Annotated in this window: 25 protein-coding genes and 1 tRNA gene; 17 read left to right on the forward strand and 9 right to left on the reverse strand. The window is 39.6% G+C overall.

Annotation, left to right across the window (positions count from 1 at the left end; genetic code table 11):
* Positions 1 to 94 precede the first annotated feature (94 nt).
* Positions 95 to 511 carry a ribonuclease E inhibitor RraB gene (rraB, locus tag A6E06_RS16080; RefSeq protein WP_065594089.1) on the forward strand — a complete coding sequence of 139 codons (417 nt, stop codon included), beginning with the start codon at positions 95 to 97 and terminating at the stop codon, positions 509 to 511.
* An 88-nt stretch (positions 512 to 599) separates the two neighbouring features.
* Positions 600 to 1436 carry a beta-galactosidase gene (locus A6E06_RS16085; protein ID WP_065594088.1) on the forward strand — a complete coding sequence of 279 codons (837 nt, stop codon included), beginning with the start codon at positions 600 to 602 and terminating at the stop codon, positions 1434 to 1436.
* Positions 1437 to 1568: 132 nt separating this feature from the next.
* Here A6E06_RS16085 and A6E06_RS16090 read toward each other — a convergent pair whose 3' ends face one another.
* From A6E06_RS16090 to pepA, 3 genes are all read right to left on the reverse strand, one after another.
* Complete coding sequence (locus A6E06_RS16090) at positions 1569 to 4430, reverse strand: valine--tRNA ligase (protein WP_065594253.1); 2862 nt, start codon at positions 4428 to 4430, stop codon at positions 1569 to 1571.
* A gap of 110 nt (positions 4431 to 4540) precedes the next feature.
* Positions 4541 to 4984: a DNA polymerase III subunit chi gene (locus A6E06_RS16095; RefSeq protein ID WP_065594087.1), complete on the reverse strand. Its 444-nt coding sequence runs from the start codon at positions 4982 to 4984 to the stop codon at positions 4541 to 4543.
* A gap of 95 nt (positions 4985 to 5079) precedes the next feature.
* Positions 5080 to 6588 carry a leucyl aminopeptidase gene (pepA, locus tag A6E06_RS16100; RefSeq protein ID WP_065594086.1) on the reverse strand — a complete coding sequence of 503 codons (1509 nt, stop codon included), beginning with the start codon at positions 6586 to 6588 and terminating at the stop codon, positions 5080 to 5082.
* Between the two features lie 189 nt (positions 6589 to 6777).
* Here pepA and lptF point away from each other — a divergent pair, with 189 nt between their 5' ends.
* Together lptF and lptG are read left to right on the forward strand one after the other, a co-directional pair.
* Positions 6778 to 7890: an LPS export ABC transporter permease LptF gene (gene lptF / locus A6E06_RS16105; protein WP_065594085.1), complete on the forward strand. Its 1113-nt coding sequence runs from the start codon at positions 6778 to 6780 to the stop codon at positions 7888 to 7890.
* On the forward strand, positions 7883 to 8959 hold the full coding sequence (gene lptG / locus A6E06_RS16110; protein ID WP_065594084.1) for an LPS export ABC transporter permease LptG: 1077 nt from the start codon (positions 7883 to 7885) through the stop codon (positions 8957 to 8959). Before lptF ends, lptG begins: the two co-directional genes overlap by 8 nt.
* Positions 8960 to 9034: 75 nt before the next feature.
* Here the strand turns inward: lptG and A6E06_RS16115 are convergent, their stop codons facing one another.
* Positions 9035 to 9499, reverse strand: a complete 465-nt coding sequence (locus A6E06_RS16115) for an RDD family protein (RefSeq protein WP_065594083.1) — start codon at positions 9497 to 9499, stop codon at positions 9035 to 9037.
* A gap of 179 nt (positions 9500 to 9678) precedes the next feature.
* Between A6E06_RS16115 and A6E06_RS16120 the strand changes: the two genes are divergently transcribed.
* The 6 genes from A6E06_RS16120 to A6E06_RS16145 all read left to right on the forward strand — a co-directional run bounded on the left by A6E06_RS16120 (position 9679) and on the right by A6E06_RS16145 (position 15074).
* Positions 9679 to 9763 (forward strand) — tRNA-Leu (locus A6E06_RS16120).
* Between the two features lie 635 nt (positions 9764 to 10398).
* Positions 10399 to 11907 (forward strand): hypothetical protein, encoded by a 1509-nt coding sequence (locus A6E06_RS16125; RefSeq protein ID WP_065594082.1) that lies wholly within the window; start codon positions 10399 to 10401, stop codon positions 11905 to 11907.
* 324 nt (positions 11908 to 12231) lie between these two features.
* Positions 12232 to 13479 carry a tyrosine-type recombinase/integrase gene (locus tag A6E06_RS16130; protein ID WP_065594081.1) on the forward strand — a complete coding sequence of 416 codons (1248 nt, stop codon included), beginning with the start codon at positions 12232 to 12234 and terminating at the stop codon, positions 13477 to 13479.
* A gap of 98 nt (positions 13480 to 13577) precedes the next feature.
* Positions 13578 to 13958 (forward strand): hypothetical protein, encoded by a 381-nt coding sequence (locus tag A6E06_RS16135; protein ID WP_065594080.1) that lies wholly within the window; start codon positions 13578 to 13580, stop codon positions 13956 to 13958.
* A 44-nt stretch (positions 13959 to 14002) separates the two neighbouring features.
* Positions 14003 to 14542: a hypothetical protein gene (locus A6E06_RS16140; protein WP_083190360.1), complete on the forward strand. Its 540-nt coding sequence runs from the start codon at positions 14003 to 14005 to the stop codon at positions 14540 to 14542.
* A 100-nt stretch (positions 14543 to 14642) separates the two neighbouring features.
* Positions 14643 to 15074, forward strand: coding sequence for a DUF2787 domain-containing protein (locus A6E06_RS16145; RefSeq protein ID WP_065594079.1), 432 nt, complete (start codon positions 14643 to 14645; stop codon positions 15072 to 15074).
* Between the two features lie 235 nt (positions 15075 to 15309).
* On the opposite strand, the gene A6E06_RS20020 is transcribed toward A6E06_RS16145, so the two are convergent.
* Both A6E06_RS20020 and A6E06_RS16150 read right to left on the reverse strand, forming a co-directional pair.
* Positions 15310 to 15453 (reverse strand): hypothetical protein, encoded by a 144-nt coding sequence (locus A6E06_RS20020; RefSeq protein ID WP_176713299.1) that lies wholly within the window; start codon positions 15451 to 15453, stop codon positions 15310 to 15312.
* Between the two features lie 183 nt (positions 15454 to 15636).
* On the reverse strand, positions 15637 to 16482 hold the full coding sequence (locus A6E06_RS16150) for a YafY family protein (RefSeq protein ID WP_255312104.1): 846 nt from the start codon (positions 16480 to 16482) through the stop codon (positions 15637 to 15639).
* 360 nt (positions 16483 to 16842) lie between these two features.
* Between A6E06_RS16150 and A6E06_RS16155 the strand changes: the two genes are divergently transcribed.
* From A6E06_RS16155 to A6E06_RS16165, 5 genes are all read left to right on the forward strand, one after another.
* Positions 16843 to 17112 carry a hypothetical protein gene (locus A6E06_RS16155; protein WP_083190369.1) on the forward strand — a complete coding sequence of 90 codons (270 nt, stop codon included), beginning with the start codon at positions 16843 to 16845 and terminating at the stop codon, positions 17110 to 17112.
* Between the two features lie 20 nt (positions 17113 to 17132).
* Positions 17133 to 17294, forward strand: a complete 162-nt coding sequence (locus A6E06_RS20025) for a hypothetical protein (RefSeq protein ID WP_176713300.1) — start codon at positions 17133 to 17135, stop codon at positions 17292 to 17294.
* Positions 17295 to 17322: 28 nt separating this feature from the next.
* Positions 17323 to 17460, forward strand: a complete 138-nt coding sequence (locus A6E06_RS20030; RefSeq protein ID WP_023585706.1) for a hypothetical protein — start codon at positions 17323 to 17325, stop codon at positions 17458 to 17460.
* A 100-nt stretch (positions 17461 to 17560) separates the two neighbouring features.
* The gene (locus A6E06_RS16160) at positions 17561 to 17746 is read left to right on the forward strand and encodes a hypothetical protein (RefSeq protein ID WP_255312105.1); all 186 of its coding nucleotides are present in this window, start codon (positions 17561 to 17563) and stop codon (positions 17744 to 17746) included.
* Between the two features lie 191 nt (positions 17747 to 17937).
* The gene (locus A6E06_RS16165; RefSeq protein ID WP_065594075.1) at positions 17938 to 18201 is read left to right on the forward strand and encodes a hypothetical protein; all 264 of its coding nucleotides are present in this window, start codon (positions 17938 to 17940) and stop codon (positions 18199 to 18201) included.
* Positions 18202 to 18300: 99 nt separating this feature from the next.
* Here A6E06_RS16165 and A6E06_RS16170 read toward each other — a convergent pair whose 3' ends face one another.
* The 3 genes from A6E06_RS16170 to A6E06_RS16180 are packed head-to-tail and all read right to left on the reverse strand — an operon-like array spanning position 18301 to position 22754.
* The gene (locus tag A6E06_RS16170) at positions 18301 to 20268 is read right to left on the reverse strand and encodes a DNA polymerase (RefSeq protein WP_065594074.1); all 1968 of its coding nucleotides are present in this window, start codon (positions 20266 to 20268) and stop codon (positions 18301 to 18303) included.
* Between the two features lie 48 nt (positions 20269 to 20316).
* On the reverse strand, positions 20317 to 22140 hold the full coding sequence (locus tag A6E06_RS16175; RefSeq protein ID WP_065594073.1) for a helix-turn-helix domain-containing protein: 1824 nt from the start codon (positions 22138 to 22140) through the stop codon (positions 20317 to 20319).
* The gene (locus A6E06_RS16180) at positions 22140 to 22754 is read right to left on the reverse strand and encodes a hypothetical protein (protein WP_065594072.1); all 615 of its coding nucleotides are present in this window, start codon (positions 22752 to 22754) and stop codon (positions 22140 to 22142) included. Before A6E06_RS16180 ends, A6E06_RS16175 begins: the two co-directional genes overlap by 1 nt.
* A gap of 710 nt (positions 22755 to 23464) precedes the next feature.
* Here A6E06_RS16180 and A6E06_RS16185 point away from each other — a divergent pair.
* Positions 23465 to 23773: a hypothetical protein gene (locus A6E06_RS16185; protein WP_065594071.1), complete on the forward strand. Its 309-nt coding sequence runs from the start codon at positions 23465 to 23467 to the stop codon at positions 23771 to 23773.
* Positions 23774 to 24012: 239 nt separating this feature from the next.
* A complete protein-coding gene (locus A6E06_RS16190) occupies positions 24013 to 25653 on the forward strand; it encodes an N-6 DNA methylase (RefSeq protein ID WP_065594070.1) in 1641 nt (546 codons plus the stop codon).
* Positions 25654 to 25683: the final 30 nt, after the last annotated feature.

The raw sequence follows: 25683 nt of genomic DNA on the forward strand, positions 1-25683 counted from the left end.
ATTCTTTAATTATTGAAGTACTAGGGAATTTGGTTTGAGCAGGCTATAATGCCCACGTTAATTTCTATTATTTTATACAGTGTGGAGTCTTATTATGTCTCAAGAAGATGAATATCTATCGGTTGAGCAGTTTCTTGAATTGCAAAAAGCGGAAACGCGTGAAATTATTGAATCGCTAAAAGCCGACGGAAGTGAGCCTGACGCACTGTATGCTATCGAGCACCACTTGATGGCTGAAGACTTTAAAGCACTTGAAAATGCCGTTGTTGAAGCATTTAAAATGGGCTTTGAAGTACTCGAAGCTGAAGAGCTTGAAGATGAAGACGGTGCTAAGATCCTTTGCTGTGATGCAGTAATGGATTCAGCGTTAAATGCTGAAGTGATTGATGCTCAAGTAGAGAAATTGGTTCAACTAGCTGAGAAATTCGACATTATCTATGATGGTTGGGGCACATACTACGAAGGCGAAGACGCTGAGTATGACGTTATCGAAGATGGCGACGAAGAATAAAAATATTGTCAAATAACGACAATTGAGAGACTGTGCCCTAGGCTTGTAATTATAAGCCTAGGGCATTTTTTTAGGGATGAATATAGTAATGAACTCAAGAATAATACTGAATGCGGCAGAGGCATTATGGCAACTGTCACCGTTAACTGACACAGCATTGCCTATTAAAGACATTCCAATTCAGCAAGGTGTTGCTTCTGCTCACGATGCACTTTCGGTTGAAGAGGCTAACAAGCAAGAATGGCATTTGATGCGTTTTTTTGAGGTGGATGAAACATTACTTAATTACCCTGCGGTTGAATTGGTGATGAGTGGGATCTCTCGTTATGCTGAAGTGCGTATTAATGGTGTGGCGGTATTTGACTGTAATGAGTTAATGACTCGCTATCGTAAAGACATCAAAGAGTTTCTACAGTTAGGTGGCAATCGCTTTGAAGTTTTATTTTTAGAAGAAGATGACGATGATTGGTTGTTAGACGATGATGAAGCCTGTGGTGTTTGTGAAATAAATCAGGCATATCATTATCGTTTTGGTGCAGTAAAAGACAGTGATATTAAAGATGATATTGGTGTTTTTGGTGTGTGTTTTTTCCAACCAATCCCGCATCTTTCGTTGAATCATATTAGTGTTGAGCAAATATGGCACCACGGTTGCGAGCTAAAAGTCGATGTTCATTTTAAGACGTATAAGCCAAATTTAATTTCAGCTAGTATTAAATTTGATGGTATGACGTTAACGATCCCTGTTGATGTAAGAGGCGATCATGTTTCTGCATTATTTCAGGTTGAAGCGCCAAAATATTGGGATGATCACACTAAGAATCCAAATGATTTGTATGTGGTTTCTGTCATGCTTGACGGGCAACACCATGAACTTGAGATTGGATTATCAAAAACTGAAAACGTTATTCACTTCCCTTTATAAGTAGATTGACTAATTTTAGTGGATTGATTTTTTAGTTATAAAAAGAGACAGATAATAAAAAGGCCGATGCGTTAACATCGGCCTTTTTTATGCATTACGATAATATCAACCTAATAAAGATAAAAGGCTTACTTATAGCGCAGCGATTGTTTCTTTTTGTGCTTCTAGCTTAACAAGAGTTTCGTTATAGCCATCTAGCTTTTCGCGTTCTTTAGCGATAACGACTTCAGGGGCTTTAGCAACGAAACCTTCGTTACCTAATTTACCTTCGATACGTTTAATCTCGCCTTGGATTTTCGCTACTTCTTTATCTAAACGAGCAAGCTCTGCATCTTTATCGATAAGACCCGCCATTGGGATCATCAACTCAGACTTACCAACAAGAGACGTTGCACACGCTGGCGTCTCTTCATTGTCTGCAAGTACTTTGATGCTGTCTAGTTTCGCTAGAGACGTCAGAACAATCTCATTGGCTTGAATACGTGCGGCGTCTTTTTCGTCAGCCACTTTAATCATCACATCTAAGCCTTTGCTTGGTGCGATATCGTATTCAGCACGTAAGTTACGGATGCTTGTAATGAACGCTTTAACCCACTCAAGATCAGCCACTACATCAGCATTGAAGTTTTCTTCATTAAACTGAGGTAATGCTTGAGTCATGATCGTTTCACCTTCAACACCATCAACTAGTGGCTTAACGCTCTGCCAGATTGATTCAGTGATGTAAGGAAGAATAGGGTGAGCAAGACGTAATGTCTTTTCAAGAACCGTGATCAATGTATAACGAGTAGCACGTTGTTGTGCTTCAGTGCCTTTCCAAAGAACCGGTTTAGTTAACTCTAAGTACCAGTCACAGAATTGGTTCCAGATGAATTCATACAGTGTGTTAGCCGCCATATCTAGACGGTAGTTGTCTAGGTGAGCGTTAAACTCTTTTGCTGCAACTTCAAACTGAGATGCGATCCATTGATCTGCTAGTGAGAACTCAAGCTCTGCACCTTCAGTCATGCCACAATCGTGCTCTTCTGTGTTCATCAATACGTAACGGCTTGCGTTCCATAGTTTGTTACAGAAGTTACGGTAACCTTCAAGACGTTTCATATCCCAATTGATATCACGACCTGTTGATGCCATTGCTGCAAGAGTGAAACGTAGGGCATCAGTACCGTATGGTTCGATACCGCCTTCAAACGTTTTACGCGTTGCTTTTTCGATCTTCTTAGCAAGTTGAGGTTGCATCATGTTGCCACAACGTTTTTCAACTAACTCTTCAAGGCCGATGCCATCGATCATATCGATAGGGTCAAGTACGTTACCTTTTGACTTAGACATCTTATCGCCGTTTTCATCACGGATAAGGCCCGTCATATAAACAGTTTTGAATGGTACTTGTGCATTGCCTTCTTCGTCTTTCACGAAGTGCATGGTCATCATGATCATACGAGCAACCCAGAAGAAGATAATATCAAAACCTGATACTAGAACTTCTGATGGGTGGAATGTTTTAAGTGCGTCTGTGTTTTCAGGCCAGCCTTGTGTACCGAATGTCCAAAGCGCAGAAGAGAACCATGTATCAAGTACATCGTCGTCTTGGCGAAGTACAACAACAGGTGCAAGGTTGTTTTTCTCACGAACTTCTTCTTCAGAACGACCAACGTAAACTTTACCGCTGTTGTCATACCAAGCAGGGATTCTGTGACCCCACCAAAGTTGACGAGAGATACACCAATCTTGAACATCACGCATCCAAGAGAAGTACATGTTTTCATATTGTTTAGGAACAAACTTGATTTGACCATCTTCAACCGCTTTAACAGCAGGCGCCGCAAGAGGGGCAGTACGTACGTACCATTGGTCAGTCAGCATTGGTTCGATAACAACACCACCACGGTCACCGTAAGGAACGGTTAAGTCGTGATCTTTGATCTCTTCAAGAAGACCCTGTTCATCAAACTCAGCTACGATAGCTTTACGAGCAGCAAAACGTTCCATGCCGTGATATTTAGCTGGAAGCTCAGCGCTGTATACATCACTTTCTTCACCGTTCGTTGTGAAGACTTCAGCAGTATCACGAATATCAGCGTTGAATGTTAGGATGTTGATCATTGGTAGGCTATGACGTTTACCTACTTCGTAATCGTTAAAGTCATGAGCTGGAGTGATTTTCACACAACCCGTGCCTTTATCCATGTCCGCATGCTCATCGCCTACGATTGGAATTAAACGACCAACGATAGGCAGTTCAATATGTTGACCGATCAGATCTTTGTAACGAGGATCTTCAGGGTTAACTGCAACGCCAGTATCACCAAGCATGGTTTCTGGACGAGTAGTAGCAACGACAATGTAGTCTTTACCATCAGCCGTTTTAACACCATTTGCTAGTGGGTAGCGGAAGTGCCACATGAAGCCTTTTTTATCTTTGTTTTCAACTTCAAGATCAGAAATTGCTGTGTGCAATTTAGGGTCCCAGTTTACCAAACGTTTACCGCGGTAGATTAGGTCTTCTTCGAATAGACGAACAAACACTTCTTGAGTTGCTGCAGATAAACCATCATCCATTGTGAATCGTTCACGATCCCAATCGACAGAAGCACCTAGACGACGAAGTTGCTTTGTTATTGTGCCGCCTGATTCTGCTTTCCATTCCCAAATTTTGTCGATGAAAGCGTCACGACCGTAATCGTGTTTTGTTTTGCCTTCTTCAGCCGCAATCTTACGCTCAACAACCATTTGAGTTGCGATACCTGCGTGGTCGGTACCTACTTGCCAAAGGGTGTTCTTGCCTTTCATACGTTCAGCACGGATAAGGGTATCCATGATCGTATCTTGGAAAGCGTGACCCATGTGTAGGCTACCAGTGACGTTTGGTGGCGGGATCATGATGCTATAAGCTTCTTTTGATGTATCGCCATGAGGCTTAAAGTAGCCTTTTTCTTCCCAAGTCTGGTACAGAGCTTGTTCTATTGATTGCGGGTTATATGTCTTTTCCATAGTGTTCGTCACGAATATCTCTATTAAAAAGTGGAATGTCAAATATCATAATTAATAGCTCAAGCAGATAATTATCTTTTAATTAAGTTACTTAGCTATGATGATTGACATTATTTTAGTGTCTCGGTTTGCATGGCTCGGCCTGCATTTCGGTATATTTTATACCTTTCTCGAGCGTGTTGTTTGCTTTTTTCTTCACAGGGAACGAAGTCTACCACTTGAGCAAAGGAAACCGCAAAACTTGCGACCTCTTGAGCTAAATTTATTAGCACATGGCGACGGCCGGATGAACGTAATGTTCCCCAGCCGATCTCAATCGGAGAGCCAGATTTAGGGCCTTCACCAATTAAATTATGTGGTGTAAATTCAGATACTTCGTTTTGCCAGAGCAGTTCATCAATTAATAACGCCTGGTCTTTATCATTACTTAAAATATAGACTCGAGCATTTTCAGAATAGTAGTAATGAGCAAGCTGACACACAAACTTTAGCAACCCTTCTTGAGTAGCTGTTGGTGATGTGGGTTCAAGAACATAAAATAATGCTTGGCTCATAATCTCTCTTATTTTAATAACAACGTATATGACCATAAATTAGTCATTAAAAAAGGGCCCATATATAGGCCCTTTATATCATAAAATAAATTGGTTTATTCTACGTTTTCTTGGCCAGAGCGATTCAATAAGAATTGGACAAGCAATGAGACTGGTCGGCCGGTTGAGCCTTTATTTGCTCCAGAGACCCAAGCAGTACCTGCACAGTCAATATGAGCCCAGTGGTATTTCTTAGCAAATCGAGCAAGGAAACAACCCGCAGTAATAGTACCAGCGGCTTTGCCACCAATGTTAGCCATGTCTGCAAACGGGCTATTTAATTGCTCGTTGTATTCATCAGACATAGGTAAACGCCACGCACGATCCCCTGATTGTTCTGACGCATTAATCAGTTCATGAGCTAACGGATTATGGTTCGCAATTAACCCATTAATGTGGTGACCAAGAGCGACAACACACGCCCCCGTTAATGTAGCGACATCAATAACGCATTCAGGCTCATAACGGTCAACATACGTTAATGCATCACAAAGAACTAAACGACCTTCAGCATCTGTGTTTAATACTTCAACAGTTTGACCTGACATGGTGGTTAAAATATCACCAGGACGGTAAGAGTTACTGCTTGGCATGTTTTCACAACCAGCCAGTACACCAACCACATTTAATGGAAGGTTTAATTGAGCTAATGCTTTCATTGCGCCAAATACAGAAGCCGCACCACACATGTCGTACTTCATCTCATCCATACCATCACTTGGTTTGATAGAGATACCGCCTGAATCGAAAGTCAGACCTTTACCAATAAGGACAATAGGTTTTGCATCAGGATTAGGGTGACCTTTGTATTCCATTACCGACATCATAGATTCATTATGAGAACCTTGACCTACCGCTAAGTAAGACGTCATGCCTAGCTTTTTCATCTCTTCTTCACCGATAACCTTAGTGGTAACGGTTTCATAATCATCCGCTAAGCGGCGAGCTTGAGAAGCAAGATAAGCAGGGTTTGCAACATTTGGTGGCATGTTGCCTAAATCTTTTGATACTTTCACGCCAGAGGCAATCGACAAACCATGGTTAATTGCTTTTTCGCCTAAACTTAATTCACGACGAGTAGGTACATTGAAGACTAACTTGCGTAATGGGCGACGAGTTTCTGGTTTATTGCTCTTGAACTGATTAAAGGTATACAAGCTGTCTTTGGTTGATTCAACCGCTTGACGTACCTTCCAGTAAGTATCACGGCCTTTAACGTGTAATTCGGTAAGGAAACATACTGCTTCCATAGAGCCCGTTTCATTTAGTGTGCTGATGGTCTTTTTGATAATATCTTTATATTGGCGCTCGCCAAGTTCACGCTCTTTACCACAACCTACTAATAAAACACGCTCAGAAAGAATATTTGGTACTTGATGCAACAACAGCATTTGGCCTGGTTTACCTTCAAGGTCACCACGGCGAAGTAGTGAACTAATGTAACCGTCACTGATTTTATCTAGCTGTTCTGCGATTGGAGATAAACGACGTGGTTCGAAAACACCGACAACGATACATGCGCTGCGCTGTTTCTCTGGACTGCCACTTTTTACACTGAACTCCATGCGTACTCCTACATCCTAAAGACAAATAGAACTAAATGTTAGATAATGAGCAAAATCTTGTTAGATACTATACTATTGGTGTTCCGATTTCACAGGCTAACATTTAGCCAAAGATTAAAAAATAAATGGTTAACACGGAAATTATAGTGATTCTGGCAAAAATACAAGTTTTCTATAGGTAGATTCGACGTGATTATTATTAGATATTTGATCAAGGAAACATTAAAGAGCCAATTAGCGATCTTTTTTGTGCTGTTTTTGATCTTTATGAGCCAAAAATTTATACAGATTTTAGCCGATGCATCGGATGGAGATATTCCGGGGGGATTAATTCTATCATTAGTTGGCTATAACATGCCTGCAATGGGGTTGCTGATGCTGCCTCTGAGTATTTTTATTGGTATCTTGCTGACCTTCGGTCGCCTATATGCAGAAAGTGAAATTACGGTAATGAATGCGACAGGGATGGGGAATTCAATCCTTATTCGTGCAGCCTTATATCTTGCATTAATTACTGGTGGTATTGCCGCAGTTAACTCACTTTGGTTATCACCTTGGAGCCAAGAACAAAGCACCAAATTGATGGAAAATGTTGAGTCAGATGCTGGTGTTGAATTGCTGCAAAAAGGACAATTCAAACCGTCCCCAGACGGTAAAGCTGTTGTATTCATTGATGATATTAGTGATGACGGTGGTAAGCATCTTGTTAATATATTCCTAGCTCAGCCGGTTCCTAATGACTCATTAAGACCAAGTGTTTTGGTTTCAGAAAAAGGAAGGGTTAAGCAACTGAATGATGGTCGCCAAGTTTTAGTATTGGATAATGGGATTCGTTATGAGGGCATTCCAACTAGGCTTGATTATTTAGAAAGTAACTTTGAGTCTTATGAAGTTCTTATTGGCCAAAAAGAAGTTAAAGAAAAACGCAGAGATTGGGATGCATTACCAACATTAGATTTAATGAAGCGCCCTGAATTGGAAGCCAAAGCTGAGTTACAATGGCGTATTTCTTTAATTCTTTGTATTCCATTATTAACCATGGTGGTTGTGCCATTATCGGCCGTTAATCCAAGGCAAGGGCGATTTGCCAAATTAGCCCCTGCTATTTTATTATACCTTGCGTATTTCTTATCACTCAGTGCAGGTAAATCAGCAATAGAAGAGGGGAGTTTACATCCTTCTATTGGGTTGTGGGTCATTAATGTCGTGCTACTTTTTATTGGTATAGCATTGAATTCTATGGACAGTGTGTTTGTGAGAAAACTGAAAGATAAAATGCGGAGAAAACCAAAACATGTTTAAGATTTTAGATTGGTATATTGGCCGTACTATTATCGCGACATCGTCGCTGTGTTTAATTACGTTAGTCGGTCTGTCTTCAATCATTAAATACGTAGAGCAATTACGTAAAGTAGGTAAAGGGACATATGATCTTTTAGATGCGTTGTATTTTGTCATCTTAAGTATGCCACGTGATATTGAAATGTTCTTCCCGATGGCGGCTTTACTTGGAGCCCTCATTGGCCTTGGAATGTTAGCAGCAAGCTCTGAACTTGTTGTAATGCAAGCGGCGGGATACTCGAAGTTAGATATTGGTGTTTCTGTATTAAAAACCGCAATCCCACTAATGCTAATGGTGATGGCTTTAGGTCAATGGGGAGCGCCACAAGCCCAAAAAATGGCCCGAGATTTACGTGCATTTTCGGTTTCAGGGGGGAATATCGCCTCCATGAGAACGGGGGTTTGGGCAAAAGATGGCGATGATTTCATTTACCTATCACGTGTTGATGAACAAGCTAAGCTTTATGGCGTAACGTTATGGCAGTTTAATAAAGACAGAAAATTGAATGATATTATTTTTGCTCAAAAAGCTGAATATGAATCAGAAGAAGCGGGCTGGAAGCTAAGTGATGTCTCTATTACTCAGATGAAGGATGAGAGCGTGATTAGCGAGAAAAAGCTCGATCACCTCAATTGGACAACAACACTAACACCCGATAAATTAGCTGTGGTCAGTGTTAAACCAGAAGAGCAATCACTAACGGGTTTGTATCATTACGTTAATTATTTAAAAGATTCAGAATTGGATGCTTCTCGGTATGAATTGGCATTTTGGCGAAAAGCACTGCAACCCATCTCGGTTGCCGTAATGATGCTCTTAGCGCTTTCCTTTGTATTTGGCCCCTTACGAAGCGTTACAATGGGGGCAAGGATACTTTCAGGTGTGATTGCAGGGTTTAGTTTTTATATTTCTAATGAAGTTTTTGGCCCCATGACATTGGTTTATAACATTCACCCCATATTTGGTGCTTTAGGACCCAGTTTAGTATTCTTATTAATAACTATTGGGTTGTTAAATAGAAAGCTATAGCATAAATATAATAAACATAAAAAAGGAGATACTTAATCAGTGTCTCCTTTTTTTATATATCGAATAAGTGAGCGTTTATACCGCTTTATCTAATACAATTACGCGAGTTTTTGCCCAAGTATCTTGAAAAGCCGCATTGTCATGAGACATAAACACAAGAAGATTACCTAAACCAAATGCAGACGTAGACATGCGGATTATCGCTTGAGTTAATGTGATTGGAGAACCATCAAACTGTTGAACTTGTAGTTTCCAAGCGCGCATACCCAATGTTTGGCCTTGGCACCAAAAATAAGCAAAGAAACCAACAAAAACAGAAATGAGAGTGATTGGGTACAGATTGCTCCACATCGGATCATGGTTTAAATAAGAACTAACATCAGGGAATGAACCATAGCTGATGATACCTACGCCATATAGCATTTCAAGCGTTGCGACGATAACACCACCGGTTAACATCATAATCGCACTTATTATTAGGCTGTCGTAAAACCAAGCCCCCATGCGTCGTATAAATCCTGCTTGTTTTTGTGTCTTCATTTTTTCTTCCATAAATTTAAAAAACTAGCAGCAGTATAACGACAGAAGAGTTAAAAATGAAAAGTTGATTGTAAATAACTGTTGAATATTTCAGCAAACAATACAACAGAGTAATAAAGAGCTTGCGCGCCTATGATCTCTGAGTATAATCAACCACATCAAGCAGCAATGCTGATAAAGCCGGTATGGTGAAATTGGTATACACGAGGGATTCAAAATCCCTTTCCGAAAGGAGTGGCGGTTCAAGTCCGCCTACCGGTACCACATTTAAATGACAAAGCCTCGATGAAAATCGGGGCTTTGTTGTATCTGGCACAATGGAAATTGCAACTCAAAATACCTTTCCTATTATCAACGAAAATCTCTCCCAATAAACCCTCGTTATCAATCCTGAAATCTTGTCCATGGTCCATCTATGGTTCATCGCATGTCGATTCTGTGCTCAAGAGTATCCTAGTAAATCCAACAAACTCCGGTTACTGCAAAGTCGCAAGCCAGTATTACCAAGGGCTGTGGGGTGTAAGAACCATGGTACGACCATGGTGACTTTACGGTGTTATGATAGTTTTTTTTTGTCGTTGTGCACTAAATTTAAAATCAAAGATTGGTTAGAGTGGTGTGTCGTTGCCATAAGTTTTTTTTATCTGAGTGATTATAACGACGAAATCTAACCAAATTTAGATGGACTTGTATTAGTTCTTTCTAATTTAATTAGAAGTAATACTTATGATGTGATGGTGGTTTTTGTTGTAACTATTTGAATTCGTTGTTTTATTTTGCTGGTTTGGTCACATTATGTAGTGGCTGGTATATGATAATTATATCGATATCTTTATACCTAATTAATTAGATGTAAGGATAAATCTTGTTATTAATAATTATTTAAAATGGAAATAATAATGGCATGTATAAAAAGTTTGCTAGCTTCATCGATAGCAATTATTTTAGTAGGCTGTGGTGGTTCAGATAGTAATAATGATAATACTGGTGGTAACAATCCAGTATCAGGTAAAGTAATTGATGGATACGTTGTTGGTGCAAACGTGTTCCTTGATTTAAACAACAACGGTCTACATGATCGTGGTGAACCGTTCAATAAATCAGATGAAAATGGCGACTATAAAATGTCACTGTCTAACGCTGACTATGAATGTCTTCAATGGGTTCCAACTATTGTTCAAGTACCAGTAGGTGCTATGGACTTAGATTTGGGCGTAGTTACTGAAGCTTATGAAATGATCATTCCTCCAACGTATGATCCATTAGCAAACAGTTCTTCACGTCATGCAACTCCATTAACAACTATGTTATGGAATAGTGTTTCAGCTAATAAAACATCTGCTGATTCAGCTGTTGGTATGACCTGTGCTGAAATTAAGACTAATGTTAATGCTCAGAACATTGCTCGTATTGCACTACATGATTCTATCTCATTTGTTGAAATTCAATATGGTGTAACTGAAGAAGATATTTACTCTGACTTCGTTGCTCGTGGAGATGTTGAAACTCATGAGAAGGCTATGAAGATTGTTAAAGGTCTGAAAAAGTCTTACCCTGAATCAATTGAAATTCGTCACCAATATCCTGAAGCTTGGCATGCATCAGTAAACTACTACTTCACTAATGACAATACGCGTAACCTAGACAAATGGTATCGCAATATTCAAGTTGTTGGTAATATAGATATGATTGCTACAACATACCGTATGGAAGATGACCTTAGTACAGAAATGTATTTAGTTTATGAGTCATTCCAAGAAGCAAATGAAAAGTTTACATATAATCCAACGGGTTATAAACATGAATTAATTTCATTTAACTCTACTGCGGCATTATCTACTGATGGTAATGGTGACTATATTGTTGGTGAATATGATTGTGTTCAAAGTGAAAGCATTGGTGTTACTAATCAACAAGGTGAAAATATTGGTGATATTAAATCAATTACTAACTCATATACTCTTCATAATGTAACTGATCCTAAAACTGAATGTTCAAGTTTTGATTCAAATCTAATTGATGACCAATCAGTAAGTCAAAATGAATATAATCGTAATAGTCTTAATCAACTAGCTAAATCAAATTCATATGTATTTAACGCATCTAATCCAGCTCCTCATGGTTGGGTAGATTTCAAGAATACCTTTGTTGACGTAAATGAAGTAGTTGAATTTGTAGATTCATACAGTAATGATTTTGATACTAACGATACTGAAGGTGCATCAAACACTGCACGCTATATCAATTACATGGACAACAACAATGAAGTTTATATTAATAAATCAATCATTGATAACGATGGTGTAATTGGATTATCTTGTAATCGTACTACTAGGTTTGCTGATGGTTCTGAATTACTATTTGAAACAAGTACTGACTGTGTAAACTGGACAGTTCAAGAGTTCTAATATAACAAGTTTGTAGAAAAAGAATTGCTGAAGTTACAAACTAAATTTCAAACTCTGTTTATGGTAGGAGTGATGCGTCACTACTATCAGAGATTATCCAGATTGACATCGTGTGATGATTCTACGATGTCATTACACCTACAAGCATGAGCGTAAAGCAAAATCAAATAACAGCAATGTATTCATTGCTAAACTCAGTTTGTGAAATTTAGCATTAATCCCCGCTATACATAACCTGAACTAACACCATTCAAACTAAACCCGTAATAAACAGCCAATCAAGTACATATTAATTAATAGAATATCTACTTAATGGAGGTTTGAATGAGTAAGCAAAACCCACAACGACTCACTACCGCATTTCTAAACAATCTCAAGCCCAATCCTGCTAACGCAAAATCTACTGATTACGAAGTTAACCTGTCTGCTATGAAAGACAGTGGATTACCTATTGGTGTTCGTTGCTTAGTCGGTAAGTCAGGAAATAAACGGTTCTTATTGCGTTATACAAGTCCCATAACAGGAAAGAAAGCATCAATTAGCTTAGGGAAATACCCTGAAACTGAATTGAATGTGTTACGAAAACTGGCGAGGGAATATCGTCAGAAGATACTTGAAGGAGTTGACCCTAAGCTTGAGCGAGATAACAAGGTAGCTGATTCTGGTATGACATTAGAGAGGTTTTTTGAAGATGTCTATGTTCCATTAGCAAAGCAGAAAAAATCAACTTGGAGGCATGATATAGCTCGATTTCGGTTAGCAAAATCAATACATCATGTTCCTATTAATGAGCTTACCCCTTCCCATATTATCAAGGTGCAACTTGAGCTTTTTGAATCCACTCATAAGGCAGGAAAGAAGTATGCAGTAGCCACTATTAATAGAGTCTTGGCTTTGCTAAAAACTATAAATAAGCAAGCGTACCGCCTAATGGATGCGCCCTTTATTGCTGATAAAATTAGTTTAACGCGAGAGGATAATGTACGTACTGGATATCTGTCTGAAAGTGAACTTAAAACCTTCATTGGTCACGCTCTGGATTATCCTGATAAACATACAGGTGCATTTTTAGCTTTGCTATTTCTTACAGGATTAAGAGATAAAGAACTGAGATTTCGCTTGTGGAATGACATCAATTTAGAAGAACAAACTCTTTATATAAGTAGAACTAAAAATGGCAGTTCACACGTTATTTATCTGAGTGATTACATGGTTCAAATATTGGAGTCATTACCTAAAGTGATAAATAATCCTTATATCTTTGCTGGACAGCGGCAAGGTCAACCGATAAGTCCTGCTAGACATGCTTTGAAGGTGATTAAATTAAAAATGGGACTGCCTGATATCCCCGGAGATAAAGCAAATATAACTCTACACAGTGCTCGTCATACCGTTGGTAGTTTATTGGCCTCGAATGGTGTGCCGTTGCACGACATAGCAAAGCAGTTAAATCATGCAGACCTATCATCAACAAGGCGCTACTCCAAGCTAACTGTAGGGCGTAGGCGTGAAATAGGCTCTCGATTATCAGATATGGTCACGACTAAACCTGAGATTTGTTGGAAAGAGTGATATTAGAGTTACAGATAAGATAGATAATAACATTAGAAAAGCCCCTGTTTAGCTCAATGCTAAACAGGGGCTTTTTCATTATTTAAGGGAAATTTACGATGAAGAAAGTAAATAAATTTGAAGAGGTAGCGTCACTGCCAATTCCCGAGCGTGTGAAAAGAAAATTACTTGAACACCTGATTGAGCCATTCGGTGATGAGAAATCAACGAGCGAAGTATGGGAGGAAATTAATACTTGTTTGTACCTTATTGAGGAAGGCGATACAGATAAATCATTGAGTGAAGAAAGTGAGCAGGTGCAGCACCTATTACGTTTTGCAACTAACTATCCGGAGTTCGTTTTACTACTAGATGATGAACGTCCTTGGCTGTTAGCACTTGCCATTATAACCAGTGACGGTGGTGGTATTTACTTAGTTGCTCCCATGAATAGTCCAACGTTCCCTGTCGTCAAGCTCGCTGACCAAGCTGAATCTTAAAACTAAATTAAACCTGAACAATTCCATCTTAAAGGAGGTGTCACATGGCACGTAAATCAAATAATAAACAAGCAACGGTTAAATCTGATGTTGAAATCAGTAATGAAGAAGTTTCTATTCAACCTGAAATCGCAGGAGGTAATGAACAAGCTGAAGTTACAGCAGATGTACCAGTAGACCATTTCACTAATATCGTTCTTGATGGTAAAGCATTAAAACTATCACCGAAAACAGTAAATCATGTGTTCTACGAGCTTTCTGAACATGATGAACTAAAAGTCTTATATCTTCGTCTTTCAGGTAATGAGGGAGGAGGACTTCATTCTAAGGAATGGATTGCTATTGACGATGTATTTACTTTACTAAATGAGCAAGAAGACAAGCCATTTAAGAGCACTGTATTTAAATCTGCATTCAAAGGTAGTAGTGCAAATAATACCGGGTTCTTAGCGGCTTGTTGCCGTGGGCTTGGTCTTATCATCCCAACGGAGAAATCAGTGTTTCTTCATCAACTAGCACCTGATTACGAGCAACGTAGAGAGGAGTTGTTATCTCTAGTGGACGGTGAAACTAAGTCTGAATAATTCTGAAAAATCATCAATCCTTACCAACCAAGCCTGTTTAGGCTTTCATACCTCGCTCTAACTAAGGGCGTATTCTTAACAAATTAAACGAGACTTTATTATGAACTTAACTTTTAGTGTTGAGGGCTTGCTGCTGCCTGTCAGTCTGGATTTGCAAGACAAGCTAGAACAAATCGCCAATCAACATGACCTACCAACACCATCAACCACTGCCTTAACCTTTAATTTTAGAGACACTAGTTACAGTGCTGAAAGTGGTGGTTGGCATCCAGTGGAAATTCGTATCGAGCAAGAAAATGGGCAATGGAGCTTTAGCTACATTACTGACTTTAGTTATGTGGGGTATCCATATCCTGAACTGGCTAAAGATGTTGATTTTGATTTTTCCAATGGAGAAGTTGTATTTCAAAACATGCAACCATTGCCTATTAGTGACATGAGCGTGATGGACTTCTATCAGATGTGGGAGATGAATTTCTTAGCTTATGTAGGCATGGAAGCGTTCGATGAAATAAAAGTTACGGTGGATTAATCCATCAGTACCAAACCAAGTTGAAAGTACCATGTATGCACCATAAAATCTGTCAGTCACTTCCTAGTGAAATTAAGGCTTTCTATTATCTCATGTTTGTCATGGTGTGATGGGAGGCCTTTTTAATTTGAGTTGTGAACTACAAGGTTTTGCCAATCCGTTGTGTTTTGGAACCAGAGGGGAGTCATTCGATGGAGTTTGAAAATGGTGTTTGAATCGAGGAGAAGATTTTAATTTAACCTGTTTTCATGGTGGTTACTGGATTTTTGGCATTAGTCACTCCCATTGCTTCAACAAGCAATGGGAGTGTGGTGTTTGTTTCCTTTAGGGCGAGTATGGAGAAAGAGTAGTGAATGTAATTTACTCTGTAATTCTCCATAGTCATTTGTTCTATTACAGCGCCAAGAGCGCACTTAATTCTATGTTAGCTATTTAATGTGAAAAAATGGACTTTTTCAGAGTTCTGATACGTCGTAAATGAGGTGTTAATGTCAATGACGGCGTAGTACATAGATTTGTTTTCGTGCTGATGAATGAGTGAAAGTAAGTCTATTCGAACTGTCTACTTGGTTGAATCTAAATAGGATTGTAACTCTTGCATCAATTGATATCGAAACCAGTCAGGTGATAGAACCTCAACATCAGGAACCCACGATTTTAAATAACGGATTAATGATGATGTGTTATTGGTTTTATAACTAAGCAGTGCATCACCTGATTCTAGTTCTTTTAACACCACAAATGGATGTAAAGACTCCTCATTCAAGATGGTGTCAACCGCATTACGGTGAACATTAACAATGACTTCAATAATACAAGGAAGCTCATTATCTACGGGATGCTCAGTGAGTTGCTTTTCGATATTACGATGAGGAATGTATTTATCCTCGTGTCGAATAAATTGAGAAATATAGGCAACTCTGAGCGAATCTAATCGCTCTCTGTGGCTCCCTGCCAGATACCAGAACCCTCTGTCATTCACCAACCGATAAGGGTGGAACTCGGAGTAGGTTTTATCATTGTAGGTAAAGGAAATAACATGCTTTCTCTGTATTGCTTCAACTAATTTATCAAAGATTTGAGCATTATTACTGATGTTTTCAATGTTGGGATTTTTAAATAGAAATGGTGGCGTCACCTGACTGTTCAATATTCCATTACTAAGATAATGCTTACCTGAGAATAGGGAATCCAGTCCCATATTAAGTAATAACACAGACAGCTCTCGGCCTGATTGCTTGCCTAATACGGTCGGGTTTAAGAAGTATGTTGCTCCTTGTCTTTCTATCGGAAGGTAATCTAATCGCTCGTTAAAATCCCGTTGTAGTGTTCGTGTAGATACATTGAACTCGATAGCTAATTCTTCCAGATGCAGTTTTTCACCCGTATTCAATCGGGTCAATATCATGCCTAGTCTCCTAGCTAATTTGTCGTATTTCTCACTCTCTTTCATATCTACAACTTTACGGTGAGCACATGTCAGGATGTGTCGAGGGATAAAGAGAAGTGATTTTTACTTAGAAAAATCAATAGGGTTACTGGATTTGTTATCAATTTCATCACCTTTGCTTCCTCATGCTCCGTAAGGCTTTGCAGGCAAATCGTAAATTTCTTATCTCTCTCGACACAACGTGTCGGGGAGCAACTTCAAAATAAACGGACTCCATGAAAGGCTCATTGTCGAGTTTGGCTTTGTGGTATTCGTTTTGTAATAAAAAGGACAATCGAAATGAAAAGTACATTAATAAAATCACTGGTAGTCGGCGTTATGCTGTCTTCAATGTCACATCCAGTTTTGGCTTATGGTGGCGGCAGTGGCGGAACATTAGGTGGAAGTCCTTCTATTGCTAAAGAGCAATTAGAAGCGAAATGGAATGGAAAAACAGGGCCACAAGCCACTCCGATTTCAGGGATTATTGCTCATTGGAAAGCGGACGCTTGTGGGACTCTAAATGGAAAGCAATTAGACCCTACCAAGTGTGATGATGGTGATGAAAACAAAGAGACTTCATTGCGTAATACAGAAATGAACCAATAGTAATTAGGAGCTTAAGTAAAATGTCATTTTTTAAGAGTATCGGTAATGGACCTAAATCATGGACTTGTCATCAATGCAGTAAGAAGACAGATGTGAAAGGCGGAACATCGTGTAGCCGTTGTGGTCAGTGGGTTTGCAATAGCTGCAAGCAAGTGGCTCAGAACTACTGTAAGACGTGTTGATAGTTACTTGAAGTTATAGGAGAGGATTATGGGCGGTTGGACGGAAGACCAAGGCGATTATGATGATGGCACAGAAGATTCTGGTTTCAGTCAGGACTTCGATATGGAACCGGGCGATGACGGTTGGTTAGGTGGCGACTTCATGGCTGACGATGATGACGATTAGGCTATCTCGATAATTTGATTAAGTCTTAGGGCGATGCCAGTAATGGTGTCGCCTTTTTTCATATCTGAAATAACAGGATAATAATATGAAGAAAAATGCGATGTCGGTTTACTACCCTGATACAGATACACCAACTCGTTATGAAGTAGAGCTGAGTGAGTCTGGTTGTAAAAAAGGTATGGTTATTGGTGGGATGATAGGGTCTAAGGTGCCGCATCCATTAGGTACACCCGTAGGAATTATTATAGGCGGCTTGCTGGGAAGTGTATTCGGTAAGGCGGATTGAGTCGTTAAAAGTAGGGATGTTATATCCCTACTTTTTTAGGGAACGATAAAGCACTTGAATGCATCGCCCATGAACTTAAGTAATGGAAAAGCCTTTAGCTAAATAGAGTTTTGTTCAGTGTTTTCAAACAAATTAATAACCCTGAATATCAGGCAGGTAAATCTAACTTGTTAAATCAATGGAGTATTAAAATGAAAAACTTTAAACAAATCATCGAACAAAATACAGAGGAATTAAAAACGGGTAACATGCAATCATACCTAGATGTACTAGATGATAGCATCTGCCAATATGAAAGATCATACGAGCCACTGGCTGAATCAGCATACCTACGAAACTATGTACGCTCATGCTTTAGGAACGATCTAGCCCAAAAGAATGGGCATAACTCATTTGGCCGTAAACAGTTCTCAAAATACATAGCTCGTTGGTTCCGTAAGGTCGGCTCTAACTAGGAAAGTGCGATACACGTTATGTGTATCGTGCCCTCAAATTTCGGCTAGGTGGACACGTAGCCTAAATAGAAATTATATATAGGTTTGGTGTCCAGTTTGTCACCTGTTTAGCCACTCGTCGATGCAGTTAGCGTTACCATCTTTGTTCCAACTATTTGGCGATGTGATGTTGATATCCGTGCGGATATTGAGCAGTGGATATTTTTCTTGGATTGCCTGAATCATGACTTGAGAGGTTAGTGCCGCCACGTCATCTAGCTTGTCTAGTGGAGCCTCGAATATAAAGGCGTCATGTAAGGCAACAATAAGCTTAGCATCATAGCGTTTATATAGTTGGTATAGACGATTACCAGCCATTTTAAACAGAGCCGCAGCGGTTCCTTGAATTGGCATATTAACCATCCAATTTTTCTCTTTCCGACTGCGTTCTGCATTTTCAGAGCGTAGGCGCTGCAAGCCCGTTGCAGTACTTACATAACCACGAATAGTTCCGTACTGTGGTGCTGTATGCATAGCTTTTTTTAAAGTCGGGAACATGGTTAAAAACTTGTCCATTAATTGCTCTGCCTTGAACTCTGGTACTTTGAGTTTTTTCGCCAATCCAAAAGCCGTAATGCCGTAAATAAGACCGAGAGTGCATTGCTTCATGACATGGCGCTTATCACCCTGATGTGTCTTGAAAATGTCTAGAGAGCAATGCTTATGTTCTTCTGGTAATTCGCTGTAGTAAAACTCTTGGGCTAATGCTGAGTACAGGTCGCCAGCATTGTACTTTGTAATCAAATTTGTATCGTTATAGACAGCAGCCGTGATCGCTACTTCAATCTGAGCTAAATCAACCTCACCAATACCGTAGCCTTTCGGCGCAATCACTATTGGTCGCAGAGTAGCAGGTAAACCTAAAATATTGGGTGCCATTGTTGCTTGACGCCCCGTTACCGTATCTAGGTGCTTGTGTTTTGGATGAATACGACCATCAGCACCAACTATCCCCGGTTGGAAGATTACATCCTTAGATATAGATGCCATATTTGAGTATTTGGCTAGTAATTTGATTGTGGGGTGCAAGTCATAGTTAGCACTTAGCATTTCACGTTGGAAACTATAGTCAGTACCATCTTTAAAGTGGTGTAGTAAACCAAGCGAGTTGAAGAATACGGTCTTTTCATCATGGCTGTTTGGGTTCATTAGGCCATAGGTTTCAAGTTCTGCTTGCCATTGAGCAAGCTTAGCTTTCGTTCCCGTTAGAATCTTTACGCATTGCTTGCGAGACACAAGGACACCATTTCGTTCCATTGCCGCATTGGTAACAATCCAAGGCATTTCTACTTCTAACAGGTGGCTATGAATACCCTGCATTATGGCAGCGTGGACTTGCAGCATGTATAACTTAGAAACTTCCTTACAGACGATATCGGCTTGCTCAGATGATGGATGCTCTGAGTAATAACGGGCAAGTGTCGCTTTTAAGCTATAAAAATGTTCGCGCTCCATAACAAAGCTAGCTTTCGCCTCTTTCTTATCAGAAAAGTGATCAAAACTTTGGCGTTTATCGAACTGATGAAGTCCAAGGTAACGAGCCTTTTCTGTAATCAGTATGTCCCAGATACGGTGTGGTTCAATAAGATCTAAAGCCCAGAGGCAATGCAGCAGCTTGTTAGCATCGTAAGCGACAAAGGCTACTGGTAAATCAAACAAAGCTTGTAGTTGGCTAGTTTCAATATCTGCTGCCAAGTTAACGATAAATGTATGCTGCTTTATCGATGTTATGTCCCAAGAGCAGAGAGTCAGGCACAGCTCAGTTGGCTGAATTGCAGAGATATCATATTTGTCATAACCGTTGGGCAAGGTTACGTGAGTTGTGCCGTAGATATGTTTGCACTCAATACCAACATGGCAAATAGGCAGTTGTAATGCTAAGTCGATAAAGTCACATAGCCCTTGCTGCGTATTGATCAGCGTAGTGTCTCCACTGGTAAAGCTAGGGTTTTTAGGTAGAACTAGGGCGGATACCTTTTTGTTTTTAGTTGGAGCAAAGTACTGCTCAGTTCCCGGAAGTAAGTTCATTGTTCTAGTCCTCGGAAAGGGCGAATAATCACGCTAAAATTGATGGAGTTAGGCGGCGGATTGTTGTAAATAGCGGCGTACTTGTCGGGCGCTGATACCCAACTGCTTCGCTATTTCAGCTTGTTTGAGGTTTTTTGCGCTGAGAGCCATAACACTATCCGCTTTAGAATTACTGCTACGTGTGCGCTTGGTGGTTATCCCGAAGTGCTCGCGCAATTCAGCTAGATTGGAGAACTCTTTGCCGTAGGTAGTACCTAGAGCATCATTGCTCTGAAACGTAATAACCTCACGAGTCTTGGTGAATGGGCGCACACGGCCCACAGCTTGAACCACACAACCCATTTCTAGAGTCTGCAGCATTGGGTTCACCACCTCGGCTACATCAGTAAATTGGTGCCTGTTATCAGCAACGACGCCATAGCGACGACGTGGCTTTTTTGAGTATGTAATTGCCACTTCAATGCGCTCACTGTCAGCGCGTAGCCCCTGAATCGAGTCGCTTAGAATTTTCTCGGTGACGTAATAGCTATTGAGGCAGTAACAGCAGTCGAATTCTTCATACTGATTAATGCCGATAACGCCATAGTGAATGACAGGAACTAAAGTCAAATCGGAGCTTTCCGCATAATGTTCTCCGTGTACTACACGGATATCATTAACGTTTTGCTCTACCAGCATTTGATTGAGAGTATCAATGCAGAGATCAACGTGTTCTTTTTTCGATACCAGAAGAACACGCTTGCCCGACTTGATTCGCTGCATACTTAGCTGTAAGAACGCATCCAGTATTTGTGGGGCATTCTTTTTAAAATTAGTACTGGCTCCAATCGATGAAGCAAGGTTCAACCATGTGGTTCCCTCGCCTTTAAATTCATAGTTGTCGTAAGGCGAATGGAACTCAATGCCTAAGCGCATCTTTAAAATGGATAGATGAGTGGTGCCACTGTAGAGCAGCACATGACTCTCAGAAGTAAAGGGCGATGCGGGAAAGCGAATATCGCCATTCGGTAATTTTTCTCGTGACTCAGCACTGGAATAGCCAAAGGCTTGTAAGTCGTAAATGATGTTGTGAAATGAATCGCCAAATAGCTCATCACCACAGGTCAAGATCTGAGTCATTTCGTTAACACCAAGGCGAGGAAAAGCCCAAGCATAGACATCTTGTAAGTCCTCACTTGGGGCATTGGTCAAACAGCCTAAGTAATTGGCAATTTCGGCTTTGCGTTTTTTGGATACATCGGAACGTTCCGTTGCATCAACTAACTGACGGATAGAATCCAACGTAATGATACGACTGTAATCGGCTAGGCTGACATTCGCTTCATCAAAGATAACCAGCACTTTCTCCGCCGAAGTCATCTGCTTTATATGGGCAATAAAGTACGGGTTGTGCTCAAGATGTGCTTGAGTGGCAAATACCACCTGCTTTCCCTGAAGAGCTTTGCCATACTGGCTAGGCCAGAAGCATTCAGAGCATTTAGGGCACAACTCACAGCAGTGGCGTTTACCTAAGTGAGCAAGGTTTCGTGCTTCATATTTTTCCCATACTTGGTTTCGCTCTTTGCCACATAGTTCAGCAGGTCGAGGGCGGATATTGATGACTTCAATATCTGCTGGTGGGTTTGTTATAAATTTGCGCTCATCGATAATGCTGCGCGTTGGAGTCATCACGATCACAAGATCGTAAATTTCTTGTCGAATGGCAGCTTCGATGACTTCATCCATATTATAGGATTTACCTACGCCAACTTGCCAGCTAACGGCGGTGTTCTCGTATTCGAGACAGTGCTGAAGAATAATCTCAGCACAGTTTGATTGCCTAAAGTTAGCGAGGCATTCAGCCCCGCTAATGAGTTTCTTAGTAGTAGACATTAGACTGCGCGACCACGTTTAAGCATCAAACGCTTTTCAATTTGTGGAATGCATTCGAGTTCTTCATTTGACTTGATTTGATAAATGTCTGCCAGAGAAAACTCATTGTTGTCGTATGCCTCTTTAAACGAGAGTACTTTGTCTTGATCAATGGCAACACCATTAGGGATCTCATTTGATGTGACTTCATACTGATAGCCATTCTTAGTGATGCTAATCAAGTGCCCACCTTTGTTAAGTAGGGGCTTCAATTGAGGTAACAATGATGTTGGCTTAACAGCAGGTGGAATGGCCAATACCTCCATACGGTCGGCTAGAAGATTATACATCGCCATTAAAATACGTTGATCTGCTTTTATATTGGCTTCGCATAAAACGCAACCATCGCCATTACACTGAATGTAGCCTTTTAACTCTGGCGTATCTATGTAGTGGAAGTGAACTTTCTCATAAGCATCCAAGATTGGAGCAATAACACAGCCATCTTCATCTAAGCGAGTGCTGTGTAAGTATTCTGGCTTTGTATAAGCGGTTTCATTGGCAGGTAAATCGCCAAAAATATCTTCGAAAGAGCCTTTCAGGTTACGACCGTGTGCGTTTACTGGCATGTTCATGTTCTCAATCCTCAGTTTAGATATGACGTTTAGGTAATTTCTACTTGGTAAAGAATTTTTATGAGTTTCAATTTGGCGTTTACCGAGTTTTCTGACGGCATAAAAACATGAATGGTCATTTAATTAAAGTTATTATTTTCAGTGGTTTAGGTTGTTATTATGAATCGCTTGACTTATCTAAAGCTGCTCTGGGAAGCCCTAGAAAGGCTTAAAGCAGGTGGATAATTTAGTGGTGTATAGCTACCTTGCCTATAGGTTGGATTAAAAGGCCGTTTTAAGCGGTTATATGTGTCATGGTTGTTTTTTGAGCGCAATATAATACTTGTTAATGTGATCCGTATTTAATTTTGCGTATGCAATAAAGCGAATTTTCAAGGACGTTGGGTGTATTTTAATCAGTGATTGAGAGGCAATAACGGAGTCACTATTGGAAACTCAGCGCAGTGACATGCAAAAAATTTGTCAATGACGGCCCGGACAATTGGCCCTAAGTACTACTAAGTGGACGCCAACCCTAATTTAAATTTATTTATAGGGAAAACGTCCACTTTGGCCTGCGAATAGGTTGTTACGCATGTAATGTGATTCAACGGCAGATATAAGCCTGAAAGTAACTGTGCCAAATGTTTTGCATCATGTATTAGCGCATCATTTTCCTCGCCTTAGAACAACAATTTAATAACTATTAATCTGATTGTTTTGAGGTATATATGTCTGAACTAATAATTGGCAACTTAACGTTCGCAACTCGTACTGAAGCTGCTCGCCACTTTGGTATTAATCCTAAATTGGTTACTGAGCGAATGACTAAGAGAGGATGGACACTAGAGCAGGCTTTGGAGTTAAAACCAAGTCCAAGCCGTGTTTACGCCAAGAAAGTCGTTCTTAATGGCGTTGAATACAAAAGTATGCATCAGGCGGCTAAAGAACTAGGTGTGGCGCAAAGTACGTTGATGAATCGCATAAAGACTGGCATTACAGTAGAGGAAGCGTTGTTGGGTTCTTATGTGAAAAGTTAAAAGATAAGATGATTTTTCATCTGATATCCACTTAAAAACAGTCTGTTTAGACGAAATTGTGTGCTAACTTTTTAGAGTTAATAATTATTGTTAGTTTCTTGATTTGTCTGTAGATGATACATTACATCTTTTTTTTTACAATGGTAAGTTCGATAACAAAAAGAGTTGTTTGAATTTTCTTAGTGACTAAAATCAGCCCAACAATCTAGCTATATTCAAAGAGGCAACGAACTTAAGTTATGACATCTATATTCAAGAGTAAAAATACAGCAACAAAACAGAAGCTTAGGGGAGGGTATTATACACCAAAGAAAATTGCTCATTATTTGAGTGACTGGTCCTTGCGAAATAATAATGAAAGAATAATCGAACCTAGTTGTGGTGATGGTAATTTTATAGAAAGTGCTTTAGAGGTTGCAGATGCTAAAGGTCTTGAAATTGATTTACTTGCTGTAGAAATTGATACAGAGGAATACAAGAAAGCTCAGATTAGGAATGGTCATCGGAACATTACGTGGGTAAATGAAGACTTTTTTAGAGCTTATGGTGAACTAAAGTCTAATGATGAAAAGTTTGATGTGGTTTTGGGTAATCCACCTTTTATTCGTTTTCAATATTTTGATGATGAATCACGAGATATCGCTTTTGGGCATTTGAGAGATGTTGGTTATAAACCAACGAAGTTAGCTAACTCATGGGCTGCTTTTGTGCAGCTGTCCATAGAGCTTTTAAATGATGGGGGAAGATTGGGAATGGTCATTCCCGCAGAATTACTTCAGGTTAAATATGCGACTGAATTGAGAGAGAGAATTGTAAAGCATTTTGATCATGTGATTCTAGTAACTTTTAAAAAATTAGTCTTTCCTGATATTCAGCAAGAAGTTGTGCTTTTGCTTGCTGAAGGAAAACATAGTAAGGAAGGAAATATTTGTGATGTTCATACAATTGAAGTACATGATGAAAGTGATCTAGATACTGAAATATTAGAAAAAGTAATAAAACACGCTGAGGCTAAGCATACACGTGCAGGGATGAAATGGACGTCATTCTTTTTACCGGAAAAGTGCTTTGGAGTACTTGATTATTGGCAGAAAAACTCAAAATTAACCTCACTTGGGGATCTTGCTTCAGTTGATGTTGGAATTGTTACTGGACGAAATAAGTTCTTTGTTTTAGATGATGAAATACTGCATAAATATAATTTGAAAGATTATTGTACACCTATGGTTGGGCGAACAAGTGCTATAAATAGGTCTAGTTTTAATAACGATTTATTTAAAAAGGCTAAAGAAAAATATCCATCATACCTATTGGATCTGAAGAATATTGATGAAAAAGATTTTTCGACTGGACTAAAAGAGTATATTTCCCTTGGAGAGCAAGAAGGGGTTAATACTGGGTATAAATGTCGAGTGAGAAAAAGGTGGTATGAAGTACCATCTATTTACATATCTGATGGTTTTTTATTTAGACAAATACATAAATATCCTCTACTTGTTTCAAACGATGCAAAAGTAGCTTGTACGGATACAATACATCGAGTCAGATTATTAAAGGATGTAAATATGCAGCAGCTTTGTGCGGCATTTATCAATTCTTTAACTTTTGCTTGGAGTGAGGTCTGTGGTAGAAGCTATGGCGGTGGTGTCTTAGAATTAGAAACTAAGGAGTCAGAGGAGTTACCCATCCCATTCTTTGAAGATGTAGTTCTAGATGTTGAAAAAATAGAACAGTTATTATCTGAAAATAATATAGATGCTGTTCTTGAATACGTAGACGGTAAATTGCTTATAGAAAAAATGGGTATGAGCAAAGAGGATGTTCAGTCTTTAAGAGAAAGCTGGGTTATTTTAAGAGATAGAAGAATAAATAGAAAATAATATAGTTTGCCAACTCATTTTTGAGTTGGC

The organism is Aliivibrio sp. 1S175 (assembly GCF_001690985.1).
In the GTDB taxonomy this organism is placed as follows: Bacteria; Pseudomonadota; Gammaproteobacteria; order Enterobacterales; family Vibrionaceae; genus Aliivibrio.